At 62.5% G+C, this 21,962-nt stretch carries 21 protein-coding genes and 2 tRNA genes; 4 read left to right on the top strand and 19 right to left on the bottom strand.

The annotated features are described in order from the left end of the window. Positions 1 to 48: 48 nt before the first annotated feature. The 5 genes from L6D64_RS27525 to rluD all read right to left on the bottom strand — a co-directional run bounded on the left by L6D64_RS27525 (position 49) and on the right by rluD (position 5,150). Positions 49 to 125: transfer RNA gene (locus L6D64_RS27525), tRNA-Pro, on the bottom strand. 4 nt (positions 126 to 129) lie between these two features. Next, positions 130 to 205 (bottom strand) — tRNA-Asn (locus L6D64_RS27520). Positions 206 to 670: 465 nt separating this feature from the next. After that, complete coding sequence (clpB, locus tag L6D64_RS27515; protein ID WP_176510282.1) at positions 671 to 3,235, bottom strand: ATP-dependent chaperone ClpB; 2,565 nt, start codon at positions 3,233 to 3,235, stop codon at positions 671 to 673. Between the two features lie 215 nt (positions 3,236 to 3,450). Beyond that, the gene (pgeF, locus tag L6D64_RS27510; RefSeq protein WP_176510281.1) at positions 3,451 to 4,191 is read right to left on the bottom strand and encodes a peptidoglycan editing factor PgeF; all 741 of its coding nucleotides are present in this window, start codon (positions 4,189 to 4,191) and stop codon (positions 3,451 to 3,453) included. Continuing rightward, entirely contained in the window at positions 4,188 to 5,150 is a 963-nt protein-coding gene (gene rluD, locus L6D64_RS27505; RefSeq protein WP_027918228.1) for a 23S rRNA pseudouridine(1911/1915/1917) synthase RluD, read from the bottom strand. Before rluD ends, pgeF begins: the two co-directional genes overlap by 4 nt. A 147-nt stretch (positions 5,151 to 5,297) precedes the next feature. On the opposite strand from rluD, the gene L6D64_RS27500 reads away from it, so the two are divergent. Next, positions 5,298 to 6,317 carry an outer membrane protein assembly factor BamD gene (locus L6D64_RS27500; protein WP_176510280.1) on the top strand — a complete coding sequence of 340 codons (1,020 nt, stop codon included), beginning with the start codon at positions 5,298 to 5,300 and terminating at the stop codon, positions 6,315 to 6,317. A 93-nt stretch (positions 6,318 to 6,410) separates the two neighbouring features. Next, a complete protein-coding gene (locus L6D64_RS27495) occupies positions 6,411 to 6,641 on the top strand; it encodes a PP0621 family protein (protein ID WP_176510279.1) in 231 nt (76 codons plus the stop codon). Between the two features lie 131 nt (positions 6,642 to 6,772). Here the strand turns inward: L6D64_RS27495 and thiO are convergent, their stop codons facing one another. Genes thiO through L6D64_RS27470 form a run of 5 tightly spaced genes read right to left on the bottom strand, consistent with a single transcriptional unit; the run spans position 6,773 to position 9,614 of the window. Continuing rightward, positions 6,773 to 7,870 carry a glycine oxidase ThiO gene (gene thiO / locus L6D64_RS27490; protein ID WP_176510278.1) on the bottom strand — a complete coding sequence of 366 codons (1,098 nt, stop codon included), beginning with the start codon at positions 7,868 to 7,870 and terminating at the stop codon, positions 6,773 to 6,775. A 53-nt stretch (positions 7,871 to 7,923) separates the two neighbouring features. Next, complete coding sequence (locus L6D64_RS27485) at positions 7,924 to 8,313, bottom strand: type IV pilin protein (RefSeq protein WP_176510277.1); 390 nt, start codon at positions 8,311 to 8,313, stop codon at positions 7,924 to 7,926. 1 nt (position 8,314) lies between these two features. Continuing rightward, complete coding sequence (locus L6D64_RS27480) at positions 8,315 to 8,788, bottom strand: hypothetical protein (RefSeq protein ID WP_176510276.1); 474 nt, start codon at positions 8,786 to 8,788, stop codon at positions 8,315 to 8,317. After that, positions 8,785 to 9,435 (bottom strand): PilW family protein, encoded by a 651-nt coding sequence (locus L6D64_RS27475; RefSeq protein ID WP_176510275.1) that lies wholly within the window; start codon positions 9,433 to 9,435, stop codon positions 8,785 to 8,787. The genes L6D64_RS27480 and L6D64_RS27475 overlap by 4 nt, the downstream gene beginning before the upstream one ends. After that, positions 9,432 to 9,614, bottom strand: coding sequence for a prepilin-type N-terminal cleavage/methylation domain-containing protein (locus L6D64_RS27470; protein WP_176510274.1), 183 nt, complete (start codon positions 9,612 to 9,614; stop codon positions 9,432 to 9,434). The genes L6D64_RS27475 and L6D64_RS27470 overlap by 4 nt, the downstream gene beginning before the upstream one ends. Before the next feature lie 109 nt (positions 9,615 to 9,723). Between L6D64_RS27470 and L6D64_RS27465 the strand changes: the two genes are divergently transcribed. Continuing rightward, the gene (locus L6D64_RS27465) at positions 9,724 to 10,203 is read left to right on the top strand and encodes a GspH/FimT family pseudopilin (protein WP_176510273.1); all 480 of its coding nucleotides are present in this window, start codon (positions 9,724 to 9,726) and stop codon (positions 10,201 to 10,203) included. Position 10,204: 1 nt separating this feature from the next. Here the strand turns inward: L6D64_RS27465 and ispH are convergent, their stop codons facing one another. From ispH to murJ, 6 genes are all read right to left on the bottom strand, one after another. Next, complete coding sequence (gene ispH / locus L6D64_RS27460) at positions 10,205 to 11,152, bottom strand: 4-hydroxy-3-methylbut-2-enyl diphosphate reductase (RefSeq protein WP_054886103.1); 948 nt, start codon at positions 11,150 to 11,152, stop codon at positions 10,205 to 10,207. 14 nt (positions 11,153 to 11,166) lie between these two features. After that, a complete protein-coding gene (gene fkpB / locus L6D64_RS27455; protein WP_176510272.1) occupies positions 11,167 to 11,604 on the bottom strand; it encodes an FKBP-type peptidyl-prolyl cis-trans isomerase in 438 nt (145 codons plus the stop codon). Further along, positions 11,597 to 12,112 (bottom strand): signal peptidase II, encoded by a 516-nt coding sequence (lspA, locus tag L6D64_RS27450; protein ID WP_054886101.1) that lies wholly within the window; start codon positions 12,110 to 12,112, stop codon positions 11,597 to 11,599. Before lspA ends, fkpB begins: the two co-directional genes overlap by 8 nt. After that, positions 12,105 to 14,936: an isoleucine--tRNA ligase gene (ileS, locus tag L6D64_RS27445; protein WP_176510271.1), complete on the bottom strand. Its 2,832-nt coding sequence runs from the start codon at positions 14,934 to 14,936 to the stop codon at positions 12,105 to 12,107. The genes lspA and ileS overlap by 8 nt, the downstream gene beginning before the upstream one ends. Then, positions 14,933 to 15,883 carry a bifunctional riboflavin kinase/FAD synthetase gene (ribF, locus tag L6D64_RS27440; protein WP_176510270.1) on the bottom strand — a complete coding sequence of 317 codons (951 nt, stop codon included), beginning with the start codon at positions 15,881 to 15,883 and terminating at the stop codon, positions 14,933 to 14,935. The genes ileS and ribF overlap by 4 nt, the downstream gene beginning before the upstream one ends. 118 nt (positions 15,884 to 16,001) lie before the next feature. After that, on the bottom strand, positions 16,002 to 17,540 hold the full coding sequence (gene murJ, locus L6D64_RS27435) for a murein biosynthesis integral membrane protein MurJ (RefSeq protein WP_176510269.1): 1,539 nt from the start codon (positions 17,538 to 17,540) through the stop codon (positions 16,002 to 16,004). Positions 17,541 to 17,790: 250 nt separating this feature from the next. On the opposite strand from murJ, the gene rpsT reads away from it, so the two are divergent. Beyond that, positions 17,791 to 18,069 (top strand): 30S ribosomal protein S20, encoded by a 279-nt coding sequence (rpsT, locus tag L6D64_RS27430; RefSeq protein ID WP_003247625.1) that lies wholly within the window; start codon positions 17,791 to 17,793, stop codon positions 18,067 to 18,069. Between the two features lie 110 nt (positions 18,070 to 18,179). On the opposite strand, the gene L6D64_RS27425 is transcribed toward rpsT, so the two are convergent. Genes L6D64_RS27425 through L6D64_RS27415 form a run of 3 tightly spaced genes read right to left on the bottom strand, consistent with a single transcriptional unit; the run spans position 18,180 to position 21,742 of the window. Beyond that, positions 18,180 to 20,480, bottom strand: coding sequence for a PqiB family protein (locus tag L6D64_RS27425; RefSeq protein ID WP_176510268.1), 2,301 nt, complete (start codon positions 20,478 to 20,480; stop codon positions 18,180 to 18,182). Then, positions 20,473 to 21,096, bottom strand: a complete 624-nt coding sequence (locus tag L6D64_RS27420; RefSeq protein ID WP_176510267.1) for a paraquat-inducible protein A — start codon at positions 21,094 to 21,096, stop codon at positions 20,473 to 20,475. The genes L6D64_RS27425 and L6D64_RS27420 overlap by 8 nt, the downstream gene beginning before the upstream one ends. Then, positions 21,083 to 21,742 (bottom strand): paraquat-inducible protein A, encoded by a 660-nt coding sequence (locus L6D64_RS27415; RefSeq protein ID WP_176510266.1) that lies wholly within the window; start codon positions 21,740 to 21,742, stop codon positions 21,083 to 21,085. The genes L6D64_RS27420 and L6D64_RS27415 overlap by 14 nt, the downstream gene beginning before the upstream one ends. Positions 21,743 to 21,962 lie beyond the last annotated feature (220 nt).

Raw genomic sequence — 21,962 nt, 5'->3', positions numbered from 1 at the left:
TTGGTTAAAAGCCAACTGCTCTACCAACTGAGCTAACGACCCTGAAAATGGTCGGGGTGAGGGGATTCGAACTCCTGACATCCTGCTCCCAAAGCAGGCGCGCTACCGGACTGCGCTACACCCCGAGATTGGCTCCGCGACCTGGACTCGAACCAGGGACCCAATGATTAACAGTCATTTGCTCTACCGACTGAGCTATCGCGGAACTGAACTTCGGCACATCTTTACAACCTCGAAGCCTGTGTTAGCTTCGGACTCTTGCGCTTCTTCGCTTTCGCGTTGCAGCTGCTGAGGCCGGCTATTCTACATTCTTCGTTTTGCTTGTCAACCACTTTTTTTCATTCAACTTACTGATTTGTAAGTTGTTTTGCGGTCACCGATGTTGCTGGTGATTCGCTTAGTGCCTGACAACGCGGCGTATATTAGGGGCACTCGTTTGTTGATGCAAGCAGAAATTTCAAAAATTTCAGCAGGTTAGCCTGAAAGCCCGGAAAGCCCCGAATTTGCTGGGCCTGTACGGCCTCTTCGCGGGTGAACCCGCTTCCCACAGGGTCGCCACAAGCCCTGAGACCCGTGCAGTCCTTGTGGGCGCGGGCAGGCCTGGGAAGAGGCCGACCCAGATAAATTGAAAAAAAAGCCCCGCAGATGCGGGGCTCATTTGCAGCAGTGATCAGGCAAAGACGATTTCGTCGCCTTCCACCTTGGCGGTAATCGCCGTGCCCGGCATGAACTTGCCTGCCAGGATCAGCTGCGCCAGCGGGTTCTCGATCCAGCGCTGGATCGCCCGCTTCAGCGGCCGTGCGCCATACACCGGGTCGTAACCCACGGCGATCAGCTTGTCCAGGGCCTCCGGGCTCAGGCTCAGCGACAGCTCGCGTTCGAGCAGGCGGCTGCGCAGGCGGCCAAGCTGGATCTCGGTGATACCGGCGATCTGCTCGCGGCCCAGTGGCTCGAACACCACCACTTCGTCGATCCGGTTGATGAACTCCGGACGGAAGTGCGAACCCACCGCGTCCATCACCGCCGCACGCTGCGCCTCGCGGTCCCCCACCAGCTCCTGAATCTGTGCCGAGCCCAGGTTGGAGGTCATCACGATCACCGTGTTGCGGAAGTCCACGGTGCGGCCATGGCTGTCAGTCAGGCGTCCGTCTTCCAGCACTTGCAGCAGCACGTTGAACACATCCGGGTGCGCCTTTTCCACCTCATCCAGCAGCACCACCGAATACGGCTTGCGGCGCACGGCCTCAGTCAGGTAACCGCCCTCTTCATAACCGACATAGCCTGGCGGAGCGCCGATCAGGCGAGCCACGGAGTGTTTCTCCATGAACTCGGACATGTCGATGCGCACCATGGCCTCTTCGGTGTCGAACAGGAACTCGGCCAGCGCCTTGCACAGTTCGGTCTTGCCCACACCGGTCGGGCCGAGGAACATGAACGAACCACTGGGTCGGTTCGGGTCGGACAGCCCGGCACGCGAACGGCGCACGGCGTTGGCAACCGCGGTCACCGCCTCGCCCTGGCCGATCACCCGCTGGTGCAGCAGCTCTTCCATCTTCAGCAGCTTCTCGCGCTCGCCTTCGAGCATCTTCGCCACCGGGATGCCGGTCCACTTGGACACCACTTCGGCAATTTCTTCCTCGGTGACCTTGTTGCGCAGCAACTGGTTCTCGGTCTTGCCGTGCTGGTCGACCATCTGCAGGCTGCGCTCCAGGTCGGGGATCACCCCGTATTGCAGCTCGGCCATACGGCTCAGGTCGCCTTTACGACGGGCGGTTTCCAGTTCCTGACGGGCCTGCTCGATCTTTTGCTGGATCTGCGCCGAGCCCTGAACCTCGGCTTTCTCCGACGCCCAGATCTCTTCCAGGTCGGAATACTCCCGCTCCAGCCGCTCGATTTCCTCGGTCAGCTTCTCAAGGCGCTTCTTGGCCGCCTCGTCTTCTTCCTTCTTCAGCGCCTGGGACTCCACCTTCAGCTGGATCAGGCGACGGTCGAGGCGGTCGAGCACTTCCGGCTTGGAGTCGATTTCCATACGGATGCGGCTGGCCGCTTCGTCGATCAGGTCGATGGCCTTGTCTGGCAACTGGCGGTCGGTGATGTAGCGGTGGCTGAGCTTGGCCGCGGCAATGATCGCGCCGTCGGTGATGGCCACCTTGTGGTGCACTTCATAACGCTCTTTCAGGCCACGCAGGATGGCGATGGTGTCTTCCTCGCTCGGCTCTTCCACCAGCACCTTCTGGAAGCGCCGCTCCAGCGCCGCGTCCTTCTCGATGAACTGGCGGTACTCGTTGAGCGTGGTGGCGCCAACGCAGTGCAGTTCGCCACGGGCCAGGGCCGGCTTGAGCATGTTGCCAGCGTCCATGGCGCCCTCGCCCTTGCCGGCGCCGACCATGGTGTGCAGTTCGTCGATGAACAGGATGATCTGGCCTTCCTGCTTGGACAGTTCGTTGAGCAGGCCTTTGAGGCGCTCTTCGAACTCGCCACGGTACTTGGCACCGGCGATCAGCGCGCCCATGTCCAGCGCCAGCAGGCGCTTGCCTTTCAGGCCATCGGGCACTTCGCCGTTGATGATGCGCTGGGCCAGGCCTTCGGCGATGGCGGTTTTACCCACGCCAGGCTCACCGATCAGCACCGGGTTGTTCTTGGTCCGGCGCTGCAGCACCTGCACCGTCCGGCGGATTTCATCGTCACGGCCGATCACCGGGTCCAGCTTGCCCTCCTCGGCGCGCTTGGTCAGGTCGACGGTGTACTTGTCCAGGGCCTGGCGCGACTCCTCGGCGTTGGCGTCATTCACCGCCGCTCCGCCGCGCAGGTTGTTGATGGCGTTTTCCAGGGCCTTCTTGCTCACGCCCTGGCCGAGCAGCAACTTGCCGAGCTTGCTGTTTTCGTCCATGGCGGCAAGCAGCACCAGTTCACTGGAGATGAACTGATCGCCCTTTTGCTGGGCCAGGCGGTCGGCCTGGTTGAGCAGGCGCGCCAAGTCCTGCGACATGTTGACGTCGCCCGTGGGGTTCTGGATTTTCGGCAGTTGGTCGAGTTCTTTCACCAACGCCTGGCGCAGGCTGTTGATGTCGAAGCCGACCTGCATCAGCAGCGGCTTGATCGAACCGCCCTGCTGTTCGAGCAAGGCCTGCAACAGGTGCACGGGCTCGATGGCAGGGTGGTCCATGCCAACGGCCAGGGATTGGGCATCGGATATCGCAAGCTGGAGCTTGCTGGTCAAACGGTCTATTCGCATGGTGTACCTTCCTTTAAAGGGCAGGTCGGAGCGATGGACAGCGCCTGTTTATGAAGAAACCTGCCTGAGATGACCTTATAGATAAGGGTGATTCTGGAAGATTCAAGCGTAGCGGGGTTGACCTTGATCAACCTGTTGGATTAACGCTTGAATCCGCTCCTACAGGTTTCGCGTTCCCTGTAGGAGCGGATTTATCCGCGAGAGGCCAGTACAGGCTAGCGCGGGTCCAGCCAGACCAGCGAAGCGAAACGCCCCCCTTGCGGGGTACGGCGATAGGAGAAGAAGCGGCCATCACTGACCGTGCAGTAACCACCGCCATAAACAGCCGTCACCCCACGCGCCGCCAGGCGAATGCGCGCCAGCTCGTAAATGTCGGCCAGCAACTTGCCCGGCCGTTCGCCGTCGACGAAGGCCCTGGCCGCTTCAGGATGCACGGTGGTAAAGGCATCGCGCACCTCCAGCCCCACTTCGAAAGCCTTGGGGCCGATGGCCGGCCCGAGCCACACCAGCACCTCTTCAGGCGCCACGGCCAGGCGATCGAGGGTCGCCTCAAGCACGCCGCCCGCCAGCCCGCGCCAGCCAGCATGGGCTGCCGCCACCCGAGTACCGGCGCGATCACAGAACAGCGCCGGCAGGCAATCGGCCGTCATCACGGTGCAGGCGATACCTGGCTGGTCAGTCCAGCTGGCATCGGCTTCGGCCACCACGGCCGGGTCGGCATCCGCCACCACTTGGCCATGCACCTGCTTGAGCCAGGCTGGCCGGATAGTGAAGGTGTCACTCAGGCGACGGCGGTTCTCGGCAACCGCGACCGGGTCATCGCCCACGTGATCGCCGAGATTGAAGGATTCGTAGGGCGGCAGGCTGATGCCGCCCTCGCGGGTAGTGACGCAGGCACGAACCGAGGCCGGGGCTGGCCAGTCGGGAAACAACAGCGACTGCGTCAGGCCGCTCATCCGATGAAGCTCTCGCGGTCCTGGTTGAGCAGCGACAACAACCAGACGAAGTCGTCCGGCAGCGGCGACTCCCACTTCATGATTTCACCGGTAATCGGGTGGGCCAACGCGAGGAAACGCGCATGCAGGGCCTGACGTGGGAAGGTCTTCACCGCCTCGACCATGGTTGGGCTGGCAGCTGGCGGAATGCGGAAGCGCCCGCCGTAGGTCTGGTCACCGACCAGCGGGAAGCCGACATGGGCCATGTGCACGCGAATCTGGTGGGTACGGCCGGTTTCCAGCTTCACGCGCACATGGGTGTGCGAGCGGAAGCGCTTGAGCACACGATAGTGGCTGACCGCCGGCTTGCCGCCGTCGGTTACCGCCATACGCTGGCGCATGCCGCCGTGGCGACCGATCGGCGCATCGATCTTGCCGCCAGCGGTCACTACACCAATCACGATGCACTCGTAGATGCGGCTGACTTTACGCGCTTGCATCTGTTCGACCAGCTTGGTCTGCGCCTGCAAGGTCTTGGCTACCACCATCAGACCCGTGGTGTCTTTGTCCAGGCGGTGAACGATACCGGCGCGCGGCACGTTGACGATGTCCGGCACATGGTGCAGCAGCGCGTTGAGCAAGGTACCACTGGCATGCCCGGCAGCCGGGTGCACGACCAGCCCGGCAGGCTTGTTGATCACCATGATATGGTCGTCTTCGTAGACGATATCGAGTTCGATATCTTCTGCGATCCACTCACCCTGGGCCTCTTGCTCGGCCTCCAGGATAAGTTGCGAACCACCGTGGACCGGGTCCCGAGGGCGCACGACGGCGCCATCGACCGTCAGGCGGCCTTCTTTGATCCACGAAGTAAGCCGCGAACGCGAATACTCGGCGAACAATTGGGCGGCGACCTGGTCGAGGCGTTGGCCGCCCAGTTCGGACGGGACCTCTGCGCTAAGTTGAATGATCTCGGACATGCTCGATTCGGCGGGCGCACAGCCTTTGGTTTCGGCTGCGAGCTTGTGGTTAAATACGGCTTCTTTTGTCCCGGGGTTGGCCGGGGCGCTCATCATAACAGGACGGCACCGCCCAAGACAGCGGCCGTCAAAGGGACGCAAGCCGCCATGCAAGTGAAACACCTGCTGCTGATCGCCATCCTCGGGCTCACCGCGGCCTGTTCCTCCAATAAGGAAGTCATTGACGAGAACCTCAGTGAGGCCGAGCTCTATCAACAGGCTCAGGCTGACCTGGACAACTCCAGCTATACCAGCGCCGTGAACAAGCTCAAGGCCTTGGAGTCGCGCTATCCGTTCGGCCGCTACGCCGACCAGGCGCAGCTCGAGCTGATCTACGCCAACTACAAGAACTCCGAGCCTGAGGCTGCCAAATCGGCCGCCGAGCGCTTCATCCGCCTGCACCCGCAGCACCCGAACGTCGACTACGCCTACTACCTCAAGGGCCTGACCTCGTTCGACCAGGACCGCGGCCTGCTGGCGCGCTTCCTGCCTCTGGACATGACCAAGCGTGACCCGGGTGCCGCCCGCGACTCGTACAACGAGTTCGCCCAGCTGACCAGCCGCTTCCCCAACAGCCGCTACTCGCCGGACGCCAAGCAGCGCATGATCTACCTGCGCAACCTGCTGGCTTCCTACGAAATCCACGTGGCCGACTACTACCTGAGCCGCCAGGCTTACGTGGCCGCTGCCAACCGTGGCCGCTACGTGGTCGAGAACTTCCAGGAAACGCCATCGGTCGGCGACGGCCTGGCGATCATGGTCGAGTCGTACCAGAAGATGCACCTGGACGACCTGGCGGCCACCAGCCTGGAAACCCTCAAGCTCAACTACCCCGACCACCCGAGCCTGGTCGATGGCCAGTTCCAGCCCAAGCAGACCGAGTCTGACGGCCGCGGCTGGCTGTCCAAGGCCACCCTGGGCCTGATCGAGACCGACACCCCGCTGCCGCCGGGTGAAACCCGCGCCAACCAGGACGTGGTCAAGCAGTTCCAGGACGCACGCGACGAGATGCCGCAAGAACTGCTGCCAAAGGACGAGAACGGCGACCCGATCGTGCCAGCAGGTCCGAAGGAAGCTGAAAAAGACCGCTCGTGGTTCAGCTACATGACCTTTGGTCTGTTCGACTGATCCAGGCGCTATGAGAAAGGGAGGCCCGAGGCCTCCCTTTTTTTATGGCCGCACCCTAGACTGTTGGCTTTTACAACCAACAAGCTGGACACCATGGTTCGCCTACTTTTCTGGATCGCCCTGATCGCCGCCGCGTTCTGGCTGTGGCGCAAGTTCAAAGTCAATCAGCAGTCGCACTCCGAGCCCAAGCTCGATGCACCATTGAAGATGGTGCGCTGCGCCCACTGCGGCGTGCACCTGCCCGACGACCGGGCGCTGCAGCAAGGTAATGACTGGTATTGCAGCCAGGCGCACCTGCAGCAAGGGCCTGGCCGACAGGGCTGAGTCCTCACCCCATCGATGCGAAGGCGGTGCAGATCAATCGTCGTAGTGATACCGGCACTGCAGGATTGTCATCTGGCCCCTTCGAAGAGGTAGACCAGCCGGTGTTCGCGGGTGATGTCGCTGCAGGGTTCTCAGCTAAAACGCCCCGCCGGCGCATACGGCGCCGGATCAATGATCGGCTCGCCCCCGGTCAGCAGGTCAGTAAACAGCTGACACGAAGCCGGCGCCAGCACCAGCCCGTTGCGGTAATGTCCGCAGTTCAACCACAACCCATCATGCCCAGGCACCGGCCCGATGTAGGGGATGCCTTCAGGCGAACCCGGCCGCAGCCCGGCCCAGTGCCCCACCACCGTCGCATCCTTGAGTTCTGGCAGCAGTTCAATGGCTGAAGCCCTGAGGCTGGCCAGCGCGTCCTCGGTCGGGGTCTTGTCGTAGCCGGCATGCTCCAGCGTGCTGCCCACCAGGATGTGCCCGTCACGACGCGGGATCGCGTAGCGCCCCTTGGCCAGCACCATGCTCGGCAAAAAGTCTTCGGCGCACTTGAACAGGATCATCTGGCCTTTTACCGGCTCGACCGGCAGCTCGAGCCCCAGGGTGCGCAACAGGTCGCCACTCCAGGCGCCAGCGCTGAGCACCACTTCATCCGCCTTGAGCACACCGTCAGCCGTCTGTACGCCAGCCACGCGCCCGCTTTCATGCACGAAGCCGCTGACCTGGCAGTGTTCGCGCAAGGTCACGTTTGGCAGTGCCAGCAACGCCGCCTTGAGCGACTTCACCAGCCGCGGGTTGCGCACGTTGGCTACACCGGCCATGAAGATCGCGTGCTTGAAGCCTGAACCAAGCACCGGTACCGCATCGTAGGCGGCAGAGATATCCACAGCGCTGAGTGGCCGCCGTTCGCGCTCGGCCCAGGCCAGCGCCTCGGCTTCGTCGTCCAGATCGAGCCAGTACAGCCCAGTGGTGTGCACCTCTGGATCGAGCCCGGTGCTGGCGAACAGGCGTTCGCCCAGCTGTGGATAAAAATCCTGCGACCAATGGGCCAGGGCCGTTACCGCCGGGCTGTAGCGCCATGGGTACAGCGGCGAAACGATACCGCCGCCAGCCCAGGAAGACTCGCGGCCCACCTCGCCCTGGTCACACACCACCACCTGGCCGACCTTTGCCGCCAGGTTGAACGCGGTCAGCAGGCCGATCACCCCGCCGCCGACCACCACTACTTGCTTGCTCATCTGTCGATCCAACACCTGAAGTAATTCCGCGATGCCTGGGCACCATTCAACCTTCAGCTTCCCCAACAACGCTCGCTGACTTCAGCGGCACCCGGATTGCTCTGCACACCGGCCTGGTCAAGCTGGAAGTCGCCACAGCGATCATCGGCCATCAGACCATCGGGCAGCCGGCGGGCGGTCAGCGTGAAGGTGTCGCTGTCGCGTCGGGCCTGCAGGCGGTAATGACGGTTGGCGGCGGGCAATTGCGGGTCGCCCTCGGCGTACTGGCCGGTGCGCACGCGGTGGCGCTCCAGGCGCAAGGCGGCGTCATGCAGCAGGCCAACCACTTCGCTGCGTGCGGCTCGCCTGAGCTGGTCGCTGTAACTGGGGTAGGCAATGGCTGCCAGAATGCCGGTCACGGCCAAGACAATCAACAATTCGATCAGGGTGATACCTTGCTGCATGTCAGTCCTCCCTCAGTCTCTGCCGCCAGAGGATGCGCTGCGGGGCTTGTGGTTGAGCGGTTGGAAGGGCGTAGACGGCCTCCAGGACCTGACGGGCTGCCAATTGCTCGCTGACGGCTGTTATCCGGTACAAGGTGAACCGTTCGCCCTCGGGCATGTGCGCAGCTCGGGCGGTTTCACCCAGGTTCTGCAACAGGAAATAGCCGTGTTTGCCACGCTGCCACTGACCGTGCAGGTCATGGGGACGGGGTGGTGGCGGGCAGCCCTTGCATGACACCGGTTGCGCCTGCTGCAGTTCATCAACGCCGGCCTGCAACATGGCTTGCGCCTGCGTGAATGCCAGCAGGCCGTCGCGCATGGCACCGGTCAGGCGCGTTTCGACCAACGCATCGCGCAGGGCTGAAGCCGCGAGCAAGCCCAGCAGAAGGCTGAGTACCAGCGCCAGCAGCAGCACGATGCCACGTTGGCGGTTCATGGCATGGGCACCGGGTTGCGCAGTGCCACGCTCATCTCATGGCGCTGCTCGAGCATCAAGGTCGGCTCATACAACGTCAGTTGCATGTCTATGCGTTGCCCTTCCGAAGACTCGACTCGCTCTATCCGCCACTCACGCACATGATCGACCATGGGCTGTGGATTTTTGTTGTGACGCTCTAGCTTCAAGGTGGTGCCATCCAGCAGGTAGCGATGGTGACTGACCGGGATTGCCATGAGCTTCAATGGGTTCTCGGGGCGCTTGCTGTGTACGCGCACCTTCTCGATACAGTCGGTAAGTATCGTCCAGTCCGGCAAGCCGACATGCCCTGAGAGTTCCGCGACGACCAAGCCAAGGCTGGCCGTGCCGACTTCCACGGGTTGGTTGAAGGCTTGCCGTGCAGCCGGGTCCTGAAAATCGGCCGGTTCCAGCCGCAAGCAGCCGAACATTCCGGCCATGCGGATATCCTGAGCCATGCGCAGCAACGCCAGGCGGGCATCATCCTGTAAGCGCAGCGCTGCCCCCTGCAGGCGCCAGCTCTGGTGGGCGGAGACCAACAGCTGACCGGCTGCCACGACCACCATCAGCCCGATTGCCAGGGCCAGCGTCACTTCGAGCAAACCGAAACCGCGCTGCCGGCAGCTCATCGGGGGCTTCGCTCTTGTTCGCTGTACTGCGCCAGCACCGCCTGCGCATCACGGCGAGCACTGTCCGTTGCCTGCAATGCTTTAAGTTGCAAACCTGCCGCGGCGAACATGCCAACGGCCACCACAAGCACCGCGAGCAACACCTCGATCAGCGTCATCCCCCACTGTTTGTTGGGCATCCCTGCACCTCCTGCGACTTTTCCCGCAATTGCCTTGAACTAGGTCGACTGGACCTCATGTCCAACGACCGTGAAGCTATAGCCAAGCACTTCCAGGGAGGAATGCACGGTGAGGCAACGTGGTGTAACACTGATACAAATGATGTTTGCACTGGTCATCGCCGCCTTGCTGACACAACTCGGCATGCCGGCCTACGCCAGGCTGAGCAATGACCTACACAGAGCTGCGGCAGCGCGAGACCTGGCCCAGGCGCTGCGCAGCGCGCGCAGCCATGCCTTGCTGCAAAGCCAGCCGGTGATTGTGCGACCGTTGGAAAATGATTGGGGCAAGGGCTGGCTTGTGCAGTTGGAGCACAATCAACAAACGCTACGCGAACACCGGCTGACGCGTTCGATGCGGATCATCGAAAACACCAGGGGACAGGTGAAATTCAGTGCGCTGGGAATGCCAGTGGGGCAATTGGGCGCCACGCTGGAAGTGTGTGAGAGTTCCCCGGCGAGCAACAAGTACCAAGTAGTGATATCCAGCGAAGGCAGGGTCGACCTGCGCACAGTCAAGGTAGCCAACCCCTTGTGCGCAGGCCGCTGACTCAGATCAGCGAGCGAACCCGCAGCTCCTTGGGCATGGAGAACGTGATGTTCTCCGGCCGGCCGTCCAGCTCTTCGGCGCCAGTAGCGCCCCAGGCCTTGAGCTGTTCGATCACACCTTGCACCAACACTTCGGGGGCTGAAGCACCGGCAGTGATGCCCACCCGTTGTGCCTTTTCAAACCAGGCACGCTGCATGTCCTCGGCGCCATCGATCAGGTAGGCCGGGGTGCCCATACGCTCGGCCAGCTCGCGCAGGCGGTTGGAGTTGGAGCTGTTGGGGCTGCCCACCACCAGCAGCACATCACTTTCGCTGGCCAGCTGCTTGACGGCATCCTGGCGGTTTTGCGTGGCGTAGCAGATGTCGTCCTTGCGCGGGCCGCCGATGTTCGGGAAGCGTGCGCGCAGGGCATCGATGACGCGGCTGGTGTCGTCCATCGACAGCGTGGTCTGGGTGACGAAGGCCAGGTGGTCCGGGTCTCTCACCTGCAGCTGGGCAACATCGTCTTCGTCTTCGACGAGGTAGATGGCGCCGCCGTTGCTGGCATCGTATTGCCCCATGGTGCCTTCGACTTCCGGGTGCCCCTCGTGGCCGATGAGAATGCACTCACGACCATCGCGGCTGTACTTGGCCACTTCGATGTGCACCTTGGTGACCAGCGGGCAGGTCGCGTCGAACACCTTCAGGCCACGGCCGGCGGCTTCCTGGCGCACGGCCTGGGACACGCCGTGGGCGCTGAAGATGACGATGACGTCGTCCGGCACCTGGTCCAGCTCTTCAACGAAGATGGCCCCACGATTGCGCAGGTCTTCTACCACGAACTTGTTATGCACCACTTCGTGACGCACATAGATCGGCGGGCCGAAGACTTCCAGCGCACGGTTGACGATTTCGATCGCCCGGTCGACCCCCGCGCAGAAACCGCGCGGGTTGGCGAGTTTGATTTGCATGCTCGGCTCCAGGCTTACAGGGCCTTGACCTCGAGGATCTCCACCTCGAAGGTCAAGGTCTTGCCGGCCAGTGGGTGATTGAAATCGATGGTCACCTGATTGTCATCGAACGCTTTGACCACACCCGGCAGCTCGGTGTTGGCGGCATCGTTGAAGATGATCAGCAGCCCTTCGGACAACTCCATGCCCTCGAACTGGGACCGCGGCATGACTTGCACGTTCTGTGGGTTGGGCTGGCCGAAGGCGTTCTCCGGGGCTACCACCACGGTCCGCTTGTCACCCGCCTTGAAGCCGAACAGGGCATTCTCGAAGCCTGGCAGCAGGTTGCCGTCACCGACCTTGAAGGTGGCCGGGGCCTTGTCGAAGGTGCTGTCGACGGTGTCGCCGTTTTCCAGGTGCAGCGCGAAGTGCAGGGTGACTTCGGTGTTCTGGCCGATACGGGTGTCAGTCATGGACCGGATCCTCGGACTTCTTGCTCTTGAACATATCCAGCGCCAGCATCACCGCACCAACGGTGATGGCGCTGTCGGCCAGGTTGAAGGCCGGGAAGTAATGGCGGTTCTGCCAGTGCACCAGGATGAAGTCGACCACATGGCCGAGCACGATGCGGTCGTACAGGTTGCCGATCGCACCGCCCAGTACCAAGGCCAGCGCCACCGCCAGCCAGGTCTCGCCGCGCCCCAGGCGCTTGAGCCATACCACCAGCACCGCACTGACCACCACGGCGATCAGGGCGAACAGCCAGCGCTGCCAGCCAGCGCCATCGGCGAGGAAGCTGAAGGCGGCACCGGTGTTGTAGGCCAGGGTCCAGCTGAAGTAGTCCGGGATGACGACGATCTGCTGGTACATGGTCAGGGCGTTGTTGAAGTACAGCTTGGTGGCCTGGTCGAGGACCAGGACCAGCAAGCTCAGCCACAGCCATGCAAGGCGCCCGAAGCGCCCTGCTGCAGGGTTAGGCATAGTGGCGCACCTCACCCGAGCCGGTCAGGTTGTCGACGCAACGGCCACAGATTTCCGGGTGCTCCGGGTGGCTGCCGACGTCGGCGCGGAAGTGCCAGCAACGGCCGCACTTGGCGTGACCCGACTTGACCACCTGCAGCTTGAGGCCTTCGACTTCGGTGGCCACGGCTTCGGCCGGCGCCTGGGCGAACGGCACTACGCTGGCGACGGAAGTGATCAGCACGAAGCGCAGTTCGTCGCCCAGCTTGCTCAGGTCGGCGCTCAGGCCTTCCTCGGCGAACAGGGTGACTTCGGCCTGCAGGTTGCCGCCGATGACCTTGGCGGTACGCTGGTTTTCCAGCTCCTTGTTGACCGCGGCCTTGACAGCCATCACACGGTCCCAGTAAGCGCGGTCCAGCTCGGTGCCTTCCGGCAGCTCGCTCAGGCCCTGGTACCAGCCATTGAGCATCACCGACTCGTTGCGCTCGCCCGGCAGGTACTGCCAGATTTCATCGGCAGTGAACGCCAGGATCGGCGCGATCCAGCGCACCAGTGCCTCGCTGATGTGGAACAGCGCGGTCTGGCAGGAACGGCGGGCGATACTGTTGGCGCCGGTGGTGTATTGGCGGTCCTTGATGATGTCGAGGTAGAAGCCGCCCAGCTCCTGTACGCAGAAGTTGTGGATCTTCGAATAGACGTTCCAGAAGCGGTATTCGCCGTAGTGCTCTTCCAGCTCGCGCTGCAGCAGCAGGGTGCGGTCCACCGCCCAGCGGTCCAGGGCGATCATTTCTTCCGGCTTCAGCAGGTCACGGGCCGGGTCGAAGCCAGACAGGTTGGAGAGCAGGAAGCGCGCGGTGTTGCGGATACGGCGGTAGGCATCGGCGCTGCGCTGCAGGATCTGCTCGGAAACCGCCATCTCGCCCGAGTAGTCGGTCGCCGAAACCCACAGGCGCAGGATGTCAGCACCCAGGGTGTTGTTGACCTTCTCCGGTTCGATGGTGTTGCCCAGCGACTTGGACATCTTGCGGCCGCTTTCGTCCACGGTGAAACCGTGGGTCAGCAGCTCGCGGTACGGCGCGTGGCCGTCGATGGCGCAACCGGTCAGCAACGACGAGTGGAACCAGCCGCGATGCTGGTCGGAACCTTCCAGGTACAGATCGGCGCGCGGGCCGGTGGCGTGGCCGATGTCGTGGGAACCACGCAGCACGTGCCAGTGGGTGGTACCGGAGTCGAACCAGACGTCCAGGGTGTCGGAGATCTTGTCGTACTGGCCGGCTTCGTCACCCAGCAGTTCGGCGGCATCGAGCTTGAACCAGGCTTCGATGCCCTCTTGCTCGACGCGCTTGGCTACCGCTTCCATCAGCTCGACGGTGCGTGGGTGCAGCTCGCCGGTCTGCTTGTGCAGGAAGAACGGGATCGGTACGCCCCAGTTGCGCTGACGCGAAATGCACCAGTCCGGGCGGTTGGCGATCATCGAGTGCAGGCGCGCCTGGCCCCAGGCCGGGACGAACTTGGTGTCTTCGATGGCTTTCAGCGCACGCTCGCGCAGTGGCTCGCCAGTGGTTGGCTGCTTGTCCATGCCGACGAACCACTGTGCAGTGGCGCGGTAGATCAGCGGAGTCTTGTGGCGCCAGCAGTGCATGTAGCTGTGGCTGATGGTTTCGGTGTGCATCAGCGCGCCGACTTCGCTCAGCTTGTCGACGATCGCCGGATTGGCCTTCCAGATGAACTGGCCGCCGAAGAACGGCAGCGATTCGACGTACACGCCATTGCTCTGCACCGGAGTGAGGATGTCGTCGTTGACCATGCCGTAGCGCTTGCAGGTGACGAAGTCGTCTTCACCGTAGGCTGGCGAGGAGTGAACCACGCCGGTGCCGGCACCCAGCTCGACGTAGTCAGCCAGGTAGATTGGCGACAGGCGGTCATAGAACGGGTGGCGGAAGTTGATCAGTTCCAGTGCCGAGCCCTGCGCGGTGGCGATCACCGAGCCTTCCAGGTTGTAGCGCTTGAGGCACGACTCGACCAGCTCTTCGGCCAGCACCAGCAGGCGCTCGCCGGTGTCGACCAGGGCGTACTTGAACTCCGGGTGGATGTTCAGCGCCTGGTTGGCCGGGATGGTCCAGGGGGTGGTGGTCCAGATCACGATGGCGGCTGGCTTGGCCAGCGACGCCAGGCCGAAGGCGGCAGCCAGCTTGGCCTCGTCGGCGACCGGGAAGGCCACGTCGATGGTCTGGGACTTCTTGTCGGCGTATTCGACTTCGGCTTCAGCCAGGGCCGAACCGCAGTCGAAGCACCAGTTCACGGGCTTGAGGCCCTTGAACACGAAGCCTTGCTTGACCATTTCAGCCAGGGCGCGGATTTCACCGGCCTCGTTGACGAAGTTCATGGTCTTGTACGGGTTGTCCCAGTCACCCAGCACGCCCAGGCGGATGAACTCGGCCTTTTGCCCTTCGATCTGCTCGGCGGCGTACTCGCGGCACAGCTCGCGGGTACGGTCGGCAGTCAGGTGCTTGCCGTGGGTGACCTCGACCTTGTGTTCGATCGGCAGGCCATGGCAGTCCCAACCCGGCACATACGGCGCATCGAAGCCGGACAGGGTCTTGGAGCGGACGATCATGTCCTTGAGGATCTTGTTCAGCGCATGACCGATGTGAATCTTGCCGTTGGCATAGGGCGGGCCGTCGTGCAGGACGAACTTTGGACGATCCTTGCCAATTTCGCGCAGCTTCTGGTACAGGCCAATGCTGTCCCAGCGCTGCAGGATCTGCGGTTCGCGCTGAGGCAGGCCGGCCTTCATGGGGAAGGCGGTGTCCGGAAGGTTTAGCGTGGCTTTGTAGTCGGTCATTTCAGGCTCTTCGTTAGCGGTTGAGCGTGCCAATGTGCACGTGCGGCGGCGATATCCGCATCGATCGCCGACTTCAGCGCCTCCAGGGAGGCGAATCGCTGCTCTTCACGCAGCTTGTGGTGGAATTCCACCGTCAGGCGCCGGCCATACAGATCGCCGGCATAATCCAGTAGATGAATCTCGAGGTGCGGGCGGCCGTCACCGGCCACCGTGGGGCGCACGCCGATGTTGCCTACACCCGGCCAGGCCTTGCCGTCGATTTCGATACTGGCCAGGTAGACCCCGGACAGCGGCACGCGGCGGCGTTTGAGCTGGATGTTGGCGGTTGGCGTGCCCAGCTGGCGAGCCAGCTTCTGGCCATGCAGCACACGGCCGCTAATACGGTATGGGCGGCCCAGCAGGTGCTCGGCCAGCTCGAAGTTGCCCGCGGACAGCGCCTTGCGTACTTCGGTGCTGCTGACCCGCAGGCCGTCCTGAATCACCGTGTTGGCGGCTTCGACGGTAAACCCGTACTGCTCGCCGGCAGCGACCAGGAAGGCGAAATCACCGGCACGATCACAGCCGAAGCGGAAGTCGTCGCCTACTTCGAGGTGGCGCACACCCAGGCCGTCGACCAGGATAGCCTTGACGAACGCATCGGCGCTGAGCTTGCTCAGACGTTGATTGAACGCCAGGCACAGCACCCGGTCGATGCCTTCGTCGGCCAGCAGCTCGACCTTGTCGCGCAAGCGCGCCAGGCGGGCGGGTGCGGTGTCCGGGGCGAAGTACTCGCGCGGCTGCGGCTCGAAGATCACCACGCAAGTCGGCAGGCCCAGCGCCTGGCCGCGCTCGCGCAGGCGCGCCAGGATCGCCTGGTGGCCGCGGTGAACCCCGTCGAAGTTGCCAATGGTGGCGACACAGCCCCGGTGCTCGGGGCGCAGGTTGTGAAGACCTCGAACCAGCTGCATAACGCGCTTCTTGCTCATAAAGTGGCCGATTATAACCACACCCGGGCGCTGGTGACAGGCAGCAGCGCCAAGGGGTGGCGTGGAATGTGAAAAACCGACGCGTGACCCGCCATCTACCTCAATGCAGGGCCTTGCGGGCGAAATGCCGAGGCCGGAAACCACACAGGTACAGGCAACCGAAATAGGTCAGCACACCCGCCGCGATCAGCGCGCCCAGGCGCAGGAACCGCTCGAGCATGTTGCCCTGTTCCCAGGCCGGCAGGTAATGCATGCCCAACAGCAACACCGCTGCCATGAGGGTGACTGCCAGCACCAGCTTGAACAGGAACAGCGCCCAGCCCGGTTGCGGCTGGAACAACTGCTGGCTGCGCAGCTTCCAGAACAGCAGGCCCGCATTCAGGCAGGCGCCCAGGCTGATCGCCAGGGCCAGGCCGGCGTGCTGCAGCGGGCCGATGAGTGCCAGGTTGAACAGCTGGGTGCAGACCAGGGTGAAGATGGCGATCTTCACCGGCGTGCGAATATTCTGCTGCGCATAGAAGCCCGGTGCCAGTACCTTGACCAGAATGATCGCCAGCAGGCCGACCGAATAGGCGATCAGTGCGCGCTGGGTCATGGCCGCGTCGGTGGCGGTGAACTTGCCATACTGGAACAGCGCCACGGTCAGCGGTTCGGCCAGGATCGCCAGGGCCAGGGTGCACGGCAGCACCAGAAGAAAGCACAGGCGCAGGCCCCAGTCCATGATCCGCGAATACTCCTCGCGGTCCTTGTTGGCGTAGGTCTTGGCCAGGGTCGGCAGCAGGATGGTGCCCAAGGCCACGCCCAGCACGCCCGAAGGCAGTTCCATGAGGCGATCGGCGTAATACATCCATGACACCGAGCCGGCCACCAGGAAGGAAGCGAAGATCGTGTTGATGATCAGCGAGATCTGGCTCACCGAAACCCCGAGGATCGCCGGCAGCATCTGCTTGAGCACCCGCCACACGCCAGCGTCGCGCAGGTTGAGGCGCGGCAGCACGAGCATGCCGATCTTCTTCAGCGCCGGCAGCTGGTACAGCAACTGTGCCAGGCCTCCGGCCAGCACGCCCCAGGCCAGGGCCATGATCGGCGGGTTGAAGTAAGGCGTGAGCAACACGGCAAAGATGATCATCGCCACGTTCAGCAAGGTCGGGGTGAACGCCGGAACGGAAAAGCGGTTCCAGGTGTTGAGGATCGCACCGGCCAGCGACGACAGCGAGATCAGCAATATATAAGGGAACGTCACCCGCAACAGGTCCGTGGTCAGCGCGTACTTCTCGGGGCTGTCGACGAAACCCGGGGCCGTGGCCCAGACCACCCAGGGTGCAGCGAAGATGCCGACCGCCGTGACCAGTGCCAGCACCAGGGTCAGCAGGCCGCTGACGTAGGCGATGAAGGTCCGCGTCGCCTCCTCACCCTGTTGGGTCTTGTATTCGGCCAGAATCGGCACGAACGCCTGGGAGAATGCCCCTTCGGCAAAAATCCGCCTTAGCAGGTTAGGCAGCTTGAAGGCGATGAAGAAGGCGTCGGTGGCGATACCGGCACCAAAGACACGGGCCAGGATGGTGTCGCGCACGAAGCCCAGCACCCGCGAAATCATGGTGATGGAGCTGACTGCAGCGAGGGATTTGAGCAGATTCATCGAAAAGATTCACGCCAGGGACAGAGGGCGCTGCCAGACAGCGTCCGAATGTGCGATACTCCCGCGCCTTCGCAGGGGAGCCAAAAATTCCCGAGTTTACAGGTAGCACGGCAGAAAGGAATATTTCCCGCCTGTTGCTGCACCACTCGGCGGAACCCTGCAGGTGGCCTTGACATCCGGTCGACTCATCGGCATGATTCGCGGCCTATTTTGTTTGCTATTTACCTAAAGTCTTTCGAGGAGCTCGACGGTGGCCAACACACCTTCCGCCAAGAAACGTGCAAAACAGGCTGAGAAGCGTCGCAGCCACAACGCCAGCCTGCGTTCCATGGTCCGCACCTACATCAAGAATGTAGTCAAAGCCATCGACGCAAAAGACGCCGAAAAAGCGCAAGCCGCTTACGTTCTGGCTGTGCCTGTAATCGACCGTATGGCCGATAAAGGCATCATCCACAAGAACAAAGCTGCTCGCCACAAAGGCCGTCTGAATGGCCACATCAAGGCACTGAAAGAAGCTGCAGCTGCCTAAGCGACGTTCTAGTCGAAAAAACCGGCCCCAGGGCCGGTTTTTTTATGCGTGCGATTCAGGCCATGTCCAGCCATTGCGGGAGCGGGCTTGCCCGCTCCCCTGGCGCTGGCTTACTTCGCGATCTGGATCTTCGGCGCCCACTGCAGCCAGGCGTCCTCTGGCTGGTCGAACAAGGCGAAGGTCTGCTGCGGCCGGGCCGGGTTACCCATCTGCTCGCCCTCAGGCGTGGCAAAGGCAATGCCGCCATCGATGAGTGTCTGCAGCGACTCGGTACGCACCGTGGCGCCCTTGAACAAGCCCCAGTCAAAGCCGAAGCCGCTGCTGTTCCAGAACCGGCTACCACTGCGCACCAGTGCGGCGTAGCGCGGCTCGATCAGAATGTGGATCAACACACGGTCCGCAGTCTGGCCCAGCTCGAACCCAGTGACCTTGCCCACCGCCACCTCGCGATAGGTGACCGGCACGCCCGGCTTGATCGAACCACGGCGCGGCGCGCTCAAGGTCAACGGCAGGCCGACTTCCTCCCCTGCAACTTCAGGCGCCTCGCCCAGCGCTATGAAATCACGCTGCGGCCCCTTGTCCTTCACCGCTGGCTGCACTTCGATGTACTGGCCGCCAATCAAGGTATCGAGGTTCTCGGTACGCACCAGCCCAAGCTCCGGCTTGACCACCCAGAACTGCGTGCCTGCCCGGGCAATGCGATCCGCCGCTTCAGTGATGCGCGCCCGCAGTACAACAGCTTGCAAGTCCTTGGTCAGGTCCACGCTTTCGACACTGCCGACATCCAGGCCACGGAAGCGAATTGGCGTACCTGGCTTGAGGCCATCGGCCCGATCTACGCGAATAGTCACCAGGGTGCCGGTGCGGTTTACCGCCTCCTGGCTCTCCAGCAGACGGAAGCGCGGAATGCGGCGCTTAAGCGCAACATTGGGGGTTGGCGTATCGAAGGCGATACCACCCGCCATGAGCGTCTGCAACGACTCACTCTTGATCTTGATGCCAGACAGTCCGCCCGTCAGGGTGATACCGCTGACGTTCCAGAAGCGCGACGAGCCGTTCACCAGGTTTTCGTACTCCTTCTCGATGTGCACACCAATCAGGATACGGTTGCTGTTGCGGGCAAACTGGTAGCTCTGCACGCTGCCCACCTTGACTTGGCGATACATCACCGGGCTGCCGATCTCGAGCGAACCCAGGGTGTCGGCGAACAGCACCAGGTGCAGGCCTGGGGCCTTCAGGTCCAGCGGCGGCGCCTTGGCCCTGGCCTCGAATTCGCGCTGCGGCTTGGCGCCCTTCTCGCCGGGGCGGATGGCGATGTAGTTACCTTTGACCAACGCTTCCAGGCCGGTGATGCCAGCCAGGGAAATGGACGGCTTGACCACCCAGAACTGCGTACCTTCGACCAGATAGTCCTCCGTCAGCGGGTCCAGCGTCAGCTCGGCAGTGGCGCTGGACAGGTTGTCTTCCATCTTCAGGGTTTTCAGCGAGCCGACCTGGATACCCTTGTACATGACCGGCGTACGTCCGGCCTGGAGGCCTTCATAGTCGCTCAGCTTCACCTTGACGCGGATACCCGCCTGGGCCGCGTCGAAGTCTTCATACAAGCGGAATGGCAGGCTCGGGTCAGTCGGCGGGCTGTCCTTGCGGTATTCCGGCGTGGCGAAGGCGATGCCGCCGGCGACGATGCTCGACAGCGACTCACTGCGCACTTTAACCCCCGACAGATCGGCATCGATGCTGATGCCGCTGGCATTCCAGAAACGCGTGTGCTTGCGCACCAGGCTGGCGTAGGCCGGCTCGATGAAGACCTTGACCTCGACCGTGCTCTGGTCGTCAGACAGGCGATAGCTTTTCACCCGGCCAACCTGGATCTGCTTGTAGAACACCGGGCTGTCCCGATTGAGCGAACCCAGGCGCTCGGCCTTGAGGGTCAGGTGCAGGCCGGGCTCGCTGTCGGACAGCGGTGGCGCGACCTTCAGTGCGGTAAAGCGCTTGGTCCGTTCGCCCTCCCCCGGGCTGACAGCGATATAGTTGCCGGATACCAGTGTTTCCAGGCCCGAGATACCGGCCAGGCTGACACTTGGCTTGACCAGCCAGAACCGCGTGCCCTTGGTCAGGTGCGGCTCGGCCGCCTTGTTCATCTCGATGGTGGCGATCACCCCCTGGTTCTCGCCCTTCGCATCCAGCACAAGTTTCGTGACCTTGCCGACGGACATGCCCTTGTAAATGACCTCGGTCTTGTTGGCGACGATGCCTTCGCCAGTCTCGAAACGCACCTCGATCTCCACGCCAGCATCGCGGTAGGCCTGCCAGGCCAGCCAGCCACCAATCATCAGCGCGATCAGCGGCAGGATCCAGATCGCCGACCAGTTCGAGGCAGGGCGGGTTTTAGCCGTTGGCATGTCACTCATGGTCGTCATCCGACTCCGTGTTATCCCAGATCAGTCGGGGATCGAAAGTTAAAGCAGCAAGCATCGTGAGGATCACCACAGTTGCGAAGGCGACAGCGCCCAGGTTGGCTTCGACACTGGCAATACGACCGAAATTCACCACTGCCACCAGAATGGCAATGACGAAGATGTCCAGCATGGACCAGCGCCCTATGAATTCGATGAAGCGGTACATCAGGATCCGTTGCCTTGCCGACAGCGGCTGGCGGCGCTGGACCGAATACAGCAACAGCGCGATGCCCACCAGCTTGAAGGTAGGCACCAGAATGCTGGCGATGAACACCACGGCAGCGATGGGCACCATGCCGTGCTTGAGCAGGGTGATGACACCGGACATGATCGTATCGCCACTACCCTGCCCCAAGGACTTGACCGTCATGATCGGCAGCAGGTTGGCCGGGATGTACAGGATCGAGGCCGTGATCAGCAGGGCCCAGGTACGGATGATGCTGTTGGGGCGCCGCGCGTGCACCACGGCACCGCAGCGCGAGCAGGTCTGCGAATCGCTCTGGTTATCCTGCCGGTTCAGCTCATGACATTCATTGCAGACCAGGATGCCTGCATCAATCGCCCGCATGGAGATCCTCCCCCGACAAAGCACTCCAGATCTGATGTGGCGACATCACCACTTCGAGCCAGACCTGGACCAGCAACAGGCTGATGAAACAGAACAGGCCAAGGCCAATGGTCAGTTCGGCCAGGTCCACGAGCTTGACGATCGCCACCAGCACGCCCATGAAGTAGACCTCGAGCATGCCCCAGTCTCGCAGGTGGTGATAAAAGCGGTAGAACACCAGCCCGTAATCACGCCCCACATTGAGGCGAATGCTCAACAACACGGCCAGCTGGCACAGCAGCTTGAGCAGCGGAATGGCCATGCTACAAAGGAACACCACCACGGCAACGCCGCGCATCTCCGAGTTGTAAAGGCCCAGCACACCACTCCAGACGGTATCGTCCGAAGTCTGGCCAAGCAGGTGCAACTGCATGATTGGCAGGAAGTTGGCCGGTATGAACAGCAGCAAGGCCGTCAGCACCAACGCCAGACTGCGGTTGACCACATTGTGCCTATGGGCGTACAGCTCGTAGCCACAACGCGGGCATTGGGCTTTTTCGCCATGCTGCAGCACCGGCTTGCGCATCAGCAGGTCGCACTCGTGACAGGCGACCAGTTCGTCCAGCGGCAGCTGCTCTAAGGCTTGGGTTTCGACGGGATCGGACATCTCGAGATTCTGAATAGGTACGTCGGCTCTATTCTAGTGTTCCCAGCTCGAAATGTGGGAGACGACTAATGCCTGGCACGGCCCGGGAATGATCCAGAAAGACAAAACCCCTACCTGCGTGCGCAGATAGGGGTTTTGCGAAATGAATCTTGACGATGACCTACTCTCACATGGGGAAACCCCACACTACCATCGGCGATGCATCGTTTCACTACTGAGT

It is taken from the genome of Pseudomonas urethralis, assembly GCF_021602465.1.
In the GTDB taxonomy this organism is placed as follows: domain Bacteria; phylum Pseudomonadota; class Gammaproteobacteria; order Pseudomonadales; family Pseudomonadaceae; genus Aquipseudomonas; species Aquipseudomonas vlassakiae.
Note: the sequence above shows the minus strand (reverse complement) of the source record. Positions and strands in the feature narration are given on the sequence as shown.

Bases quoted from the DNA above. Each gene is read 5' to 3' on its own strand.
- fkpB (WP_176510272.1), bottom strand. From the start codon at position 11,604: ATGACTGACACCCGTATCGGCCAGAACACCGAAGTCACCCTGCACTTC.
- pgeF (WP_176510281.1), bottom strand. From the start codon at position 4,191: ATGAGCGGCCTGACGCAGTCGCTGTTGTTTCCCGACTGGCCAGCCCCG.
- ispH (WP_054886103.1), bottom strand. From the start codon at position 11,152: ATGCAAATCAAACTCGCCAACCCGCGCGGTTTCTGCGCGGGGGTCGAC.
- murJ (WP_176510269.1), bottom strand. From the start codon at position 17,540: ATGAATCTGCTCAAATCCCTCGCTGCAGTCAGCTCCATCACCATGATT.
- clpB (WP_176510282.1), bottom strand. From the start codon at position 3,235: ATGCGAATAGACCGTTTGACCAGCAAGCTCCAGCTTGCGATATCCGAT.
- L6D64_RS27485 (WP_176510277.1), bottom strand. From the start codon at position 8,313: ATGCAGCAAGGTATCACCCTGATCGAATTGTTGATTGTCTTGGCCGTG.
- L6D64_RS27420 (WP_176510267.1), bottom strand. From the start codon at position 21,096: ATGCGGGCGATTGATGCAGGCATCCTGGTCTGCAATGAATGTCATGAG.
- ribF (WP_176510270.1), bottom strand. From the start codon at position 15,883: ATGCAGCTGGTTCGAGGTCTTCACAACCTGCGCCCCGAGCACCGGGGC.
- L6D64_RS27425 (WP_176510268.1), bottom strand. From the start codon at position 20,480: ATGAGTGACATGCCAACGGCTAAAACCCGCCCTGCCTCGAACTGGTCG.
- L6D64_RS27470 (WP_176510274.1), bottom strand. From the start codon at position 9,614: ATGCCCAACAAACAGTGGGGGATGACGCTGATCGAGGTGTTGCTCGCG.
- lspA (WP_054886101.1), bottom strand. From the start codon at position 12,112: ATGCCTAACCCTGCAGCAGGGCGCTTCGGGCGCCTTGCATGGCTGTGG.
- L6D64_RS27415 (WP_176510266.1), bottom strand. From the start codon at position 21,742: ATGTCCGATCCCGTCGAAACCCAAGCCTTAGAGCAGCTGCCGCTGGAC.
- L6D64_RS27475 (WP_176510275.1), bottom strand. From the start codon at position 9,435: ATGAGCTGCCGGCAGCGCGGTTTCGGTTTGCTCGAAGTGACGCTGGCC.
- rluD (WP_027918228.1), bottom strand. From the start codon at position 5,150: ATGTCCGAGATCATTCAACTTAGCGCAGAGGTCCCGTCCGAACTGGGC.
- L6D64_RS27480 (WP_176510276.1), bottom strand. From the start codon at position 8,788: ATGAACCGCCAACGTGGCATCGTGCTGCTGCTGGCGCTGGTACTCAGC.
- L6D64_RS27495 (WP_176510279.1), top strand. From the start codon at position 6,411: ATGGTTCGCCTACTTTTCTGGATCGCCCTGATCGCCGCCGCGTTCTGG.
- thiO (WP_176510278.1), bottom strand. From the start codon at position 7,870: ATGAGCAAGCAAGTAGTGGTGGTCGGCGGCGGGGTGATCGGCCTGCTG.
- ileS (WP_176510271.1), bottom strand. From the start codon at position 14,936: ATGACCGACTACAAAGCCACGCTAAACCTTCCGGACACCGCCTTCCCC.
- L6D64_RS27500 (WP_176510280.1), top strand. From the start codon at position 5,298: ATGCAAGTGAAACACCTGCTGCTGATCGCCATCCTCGGGCTCACCGCG.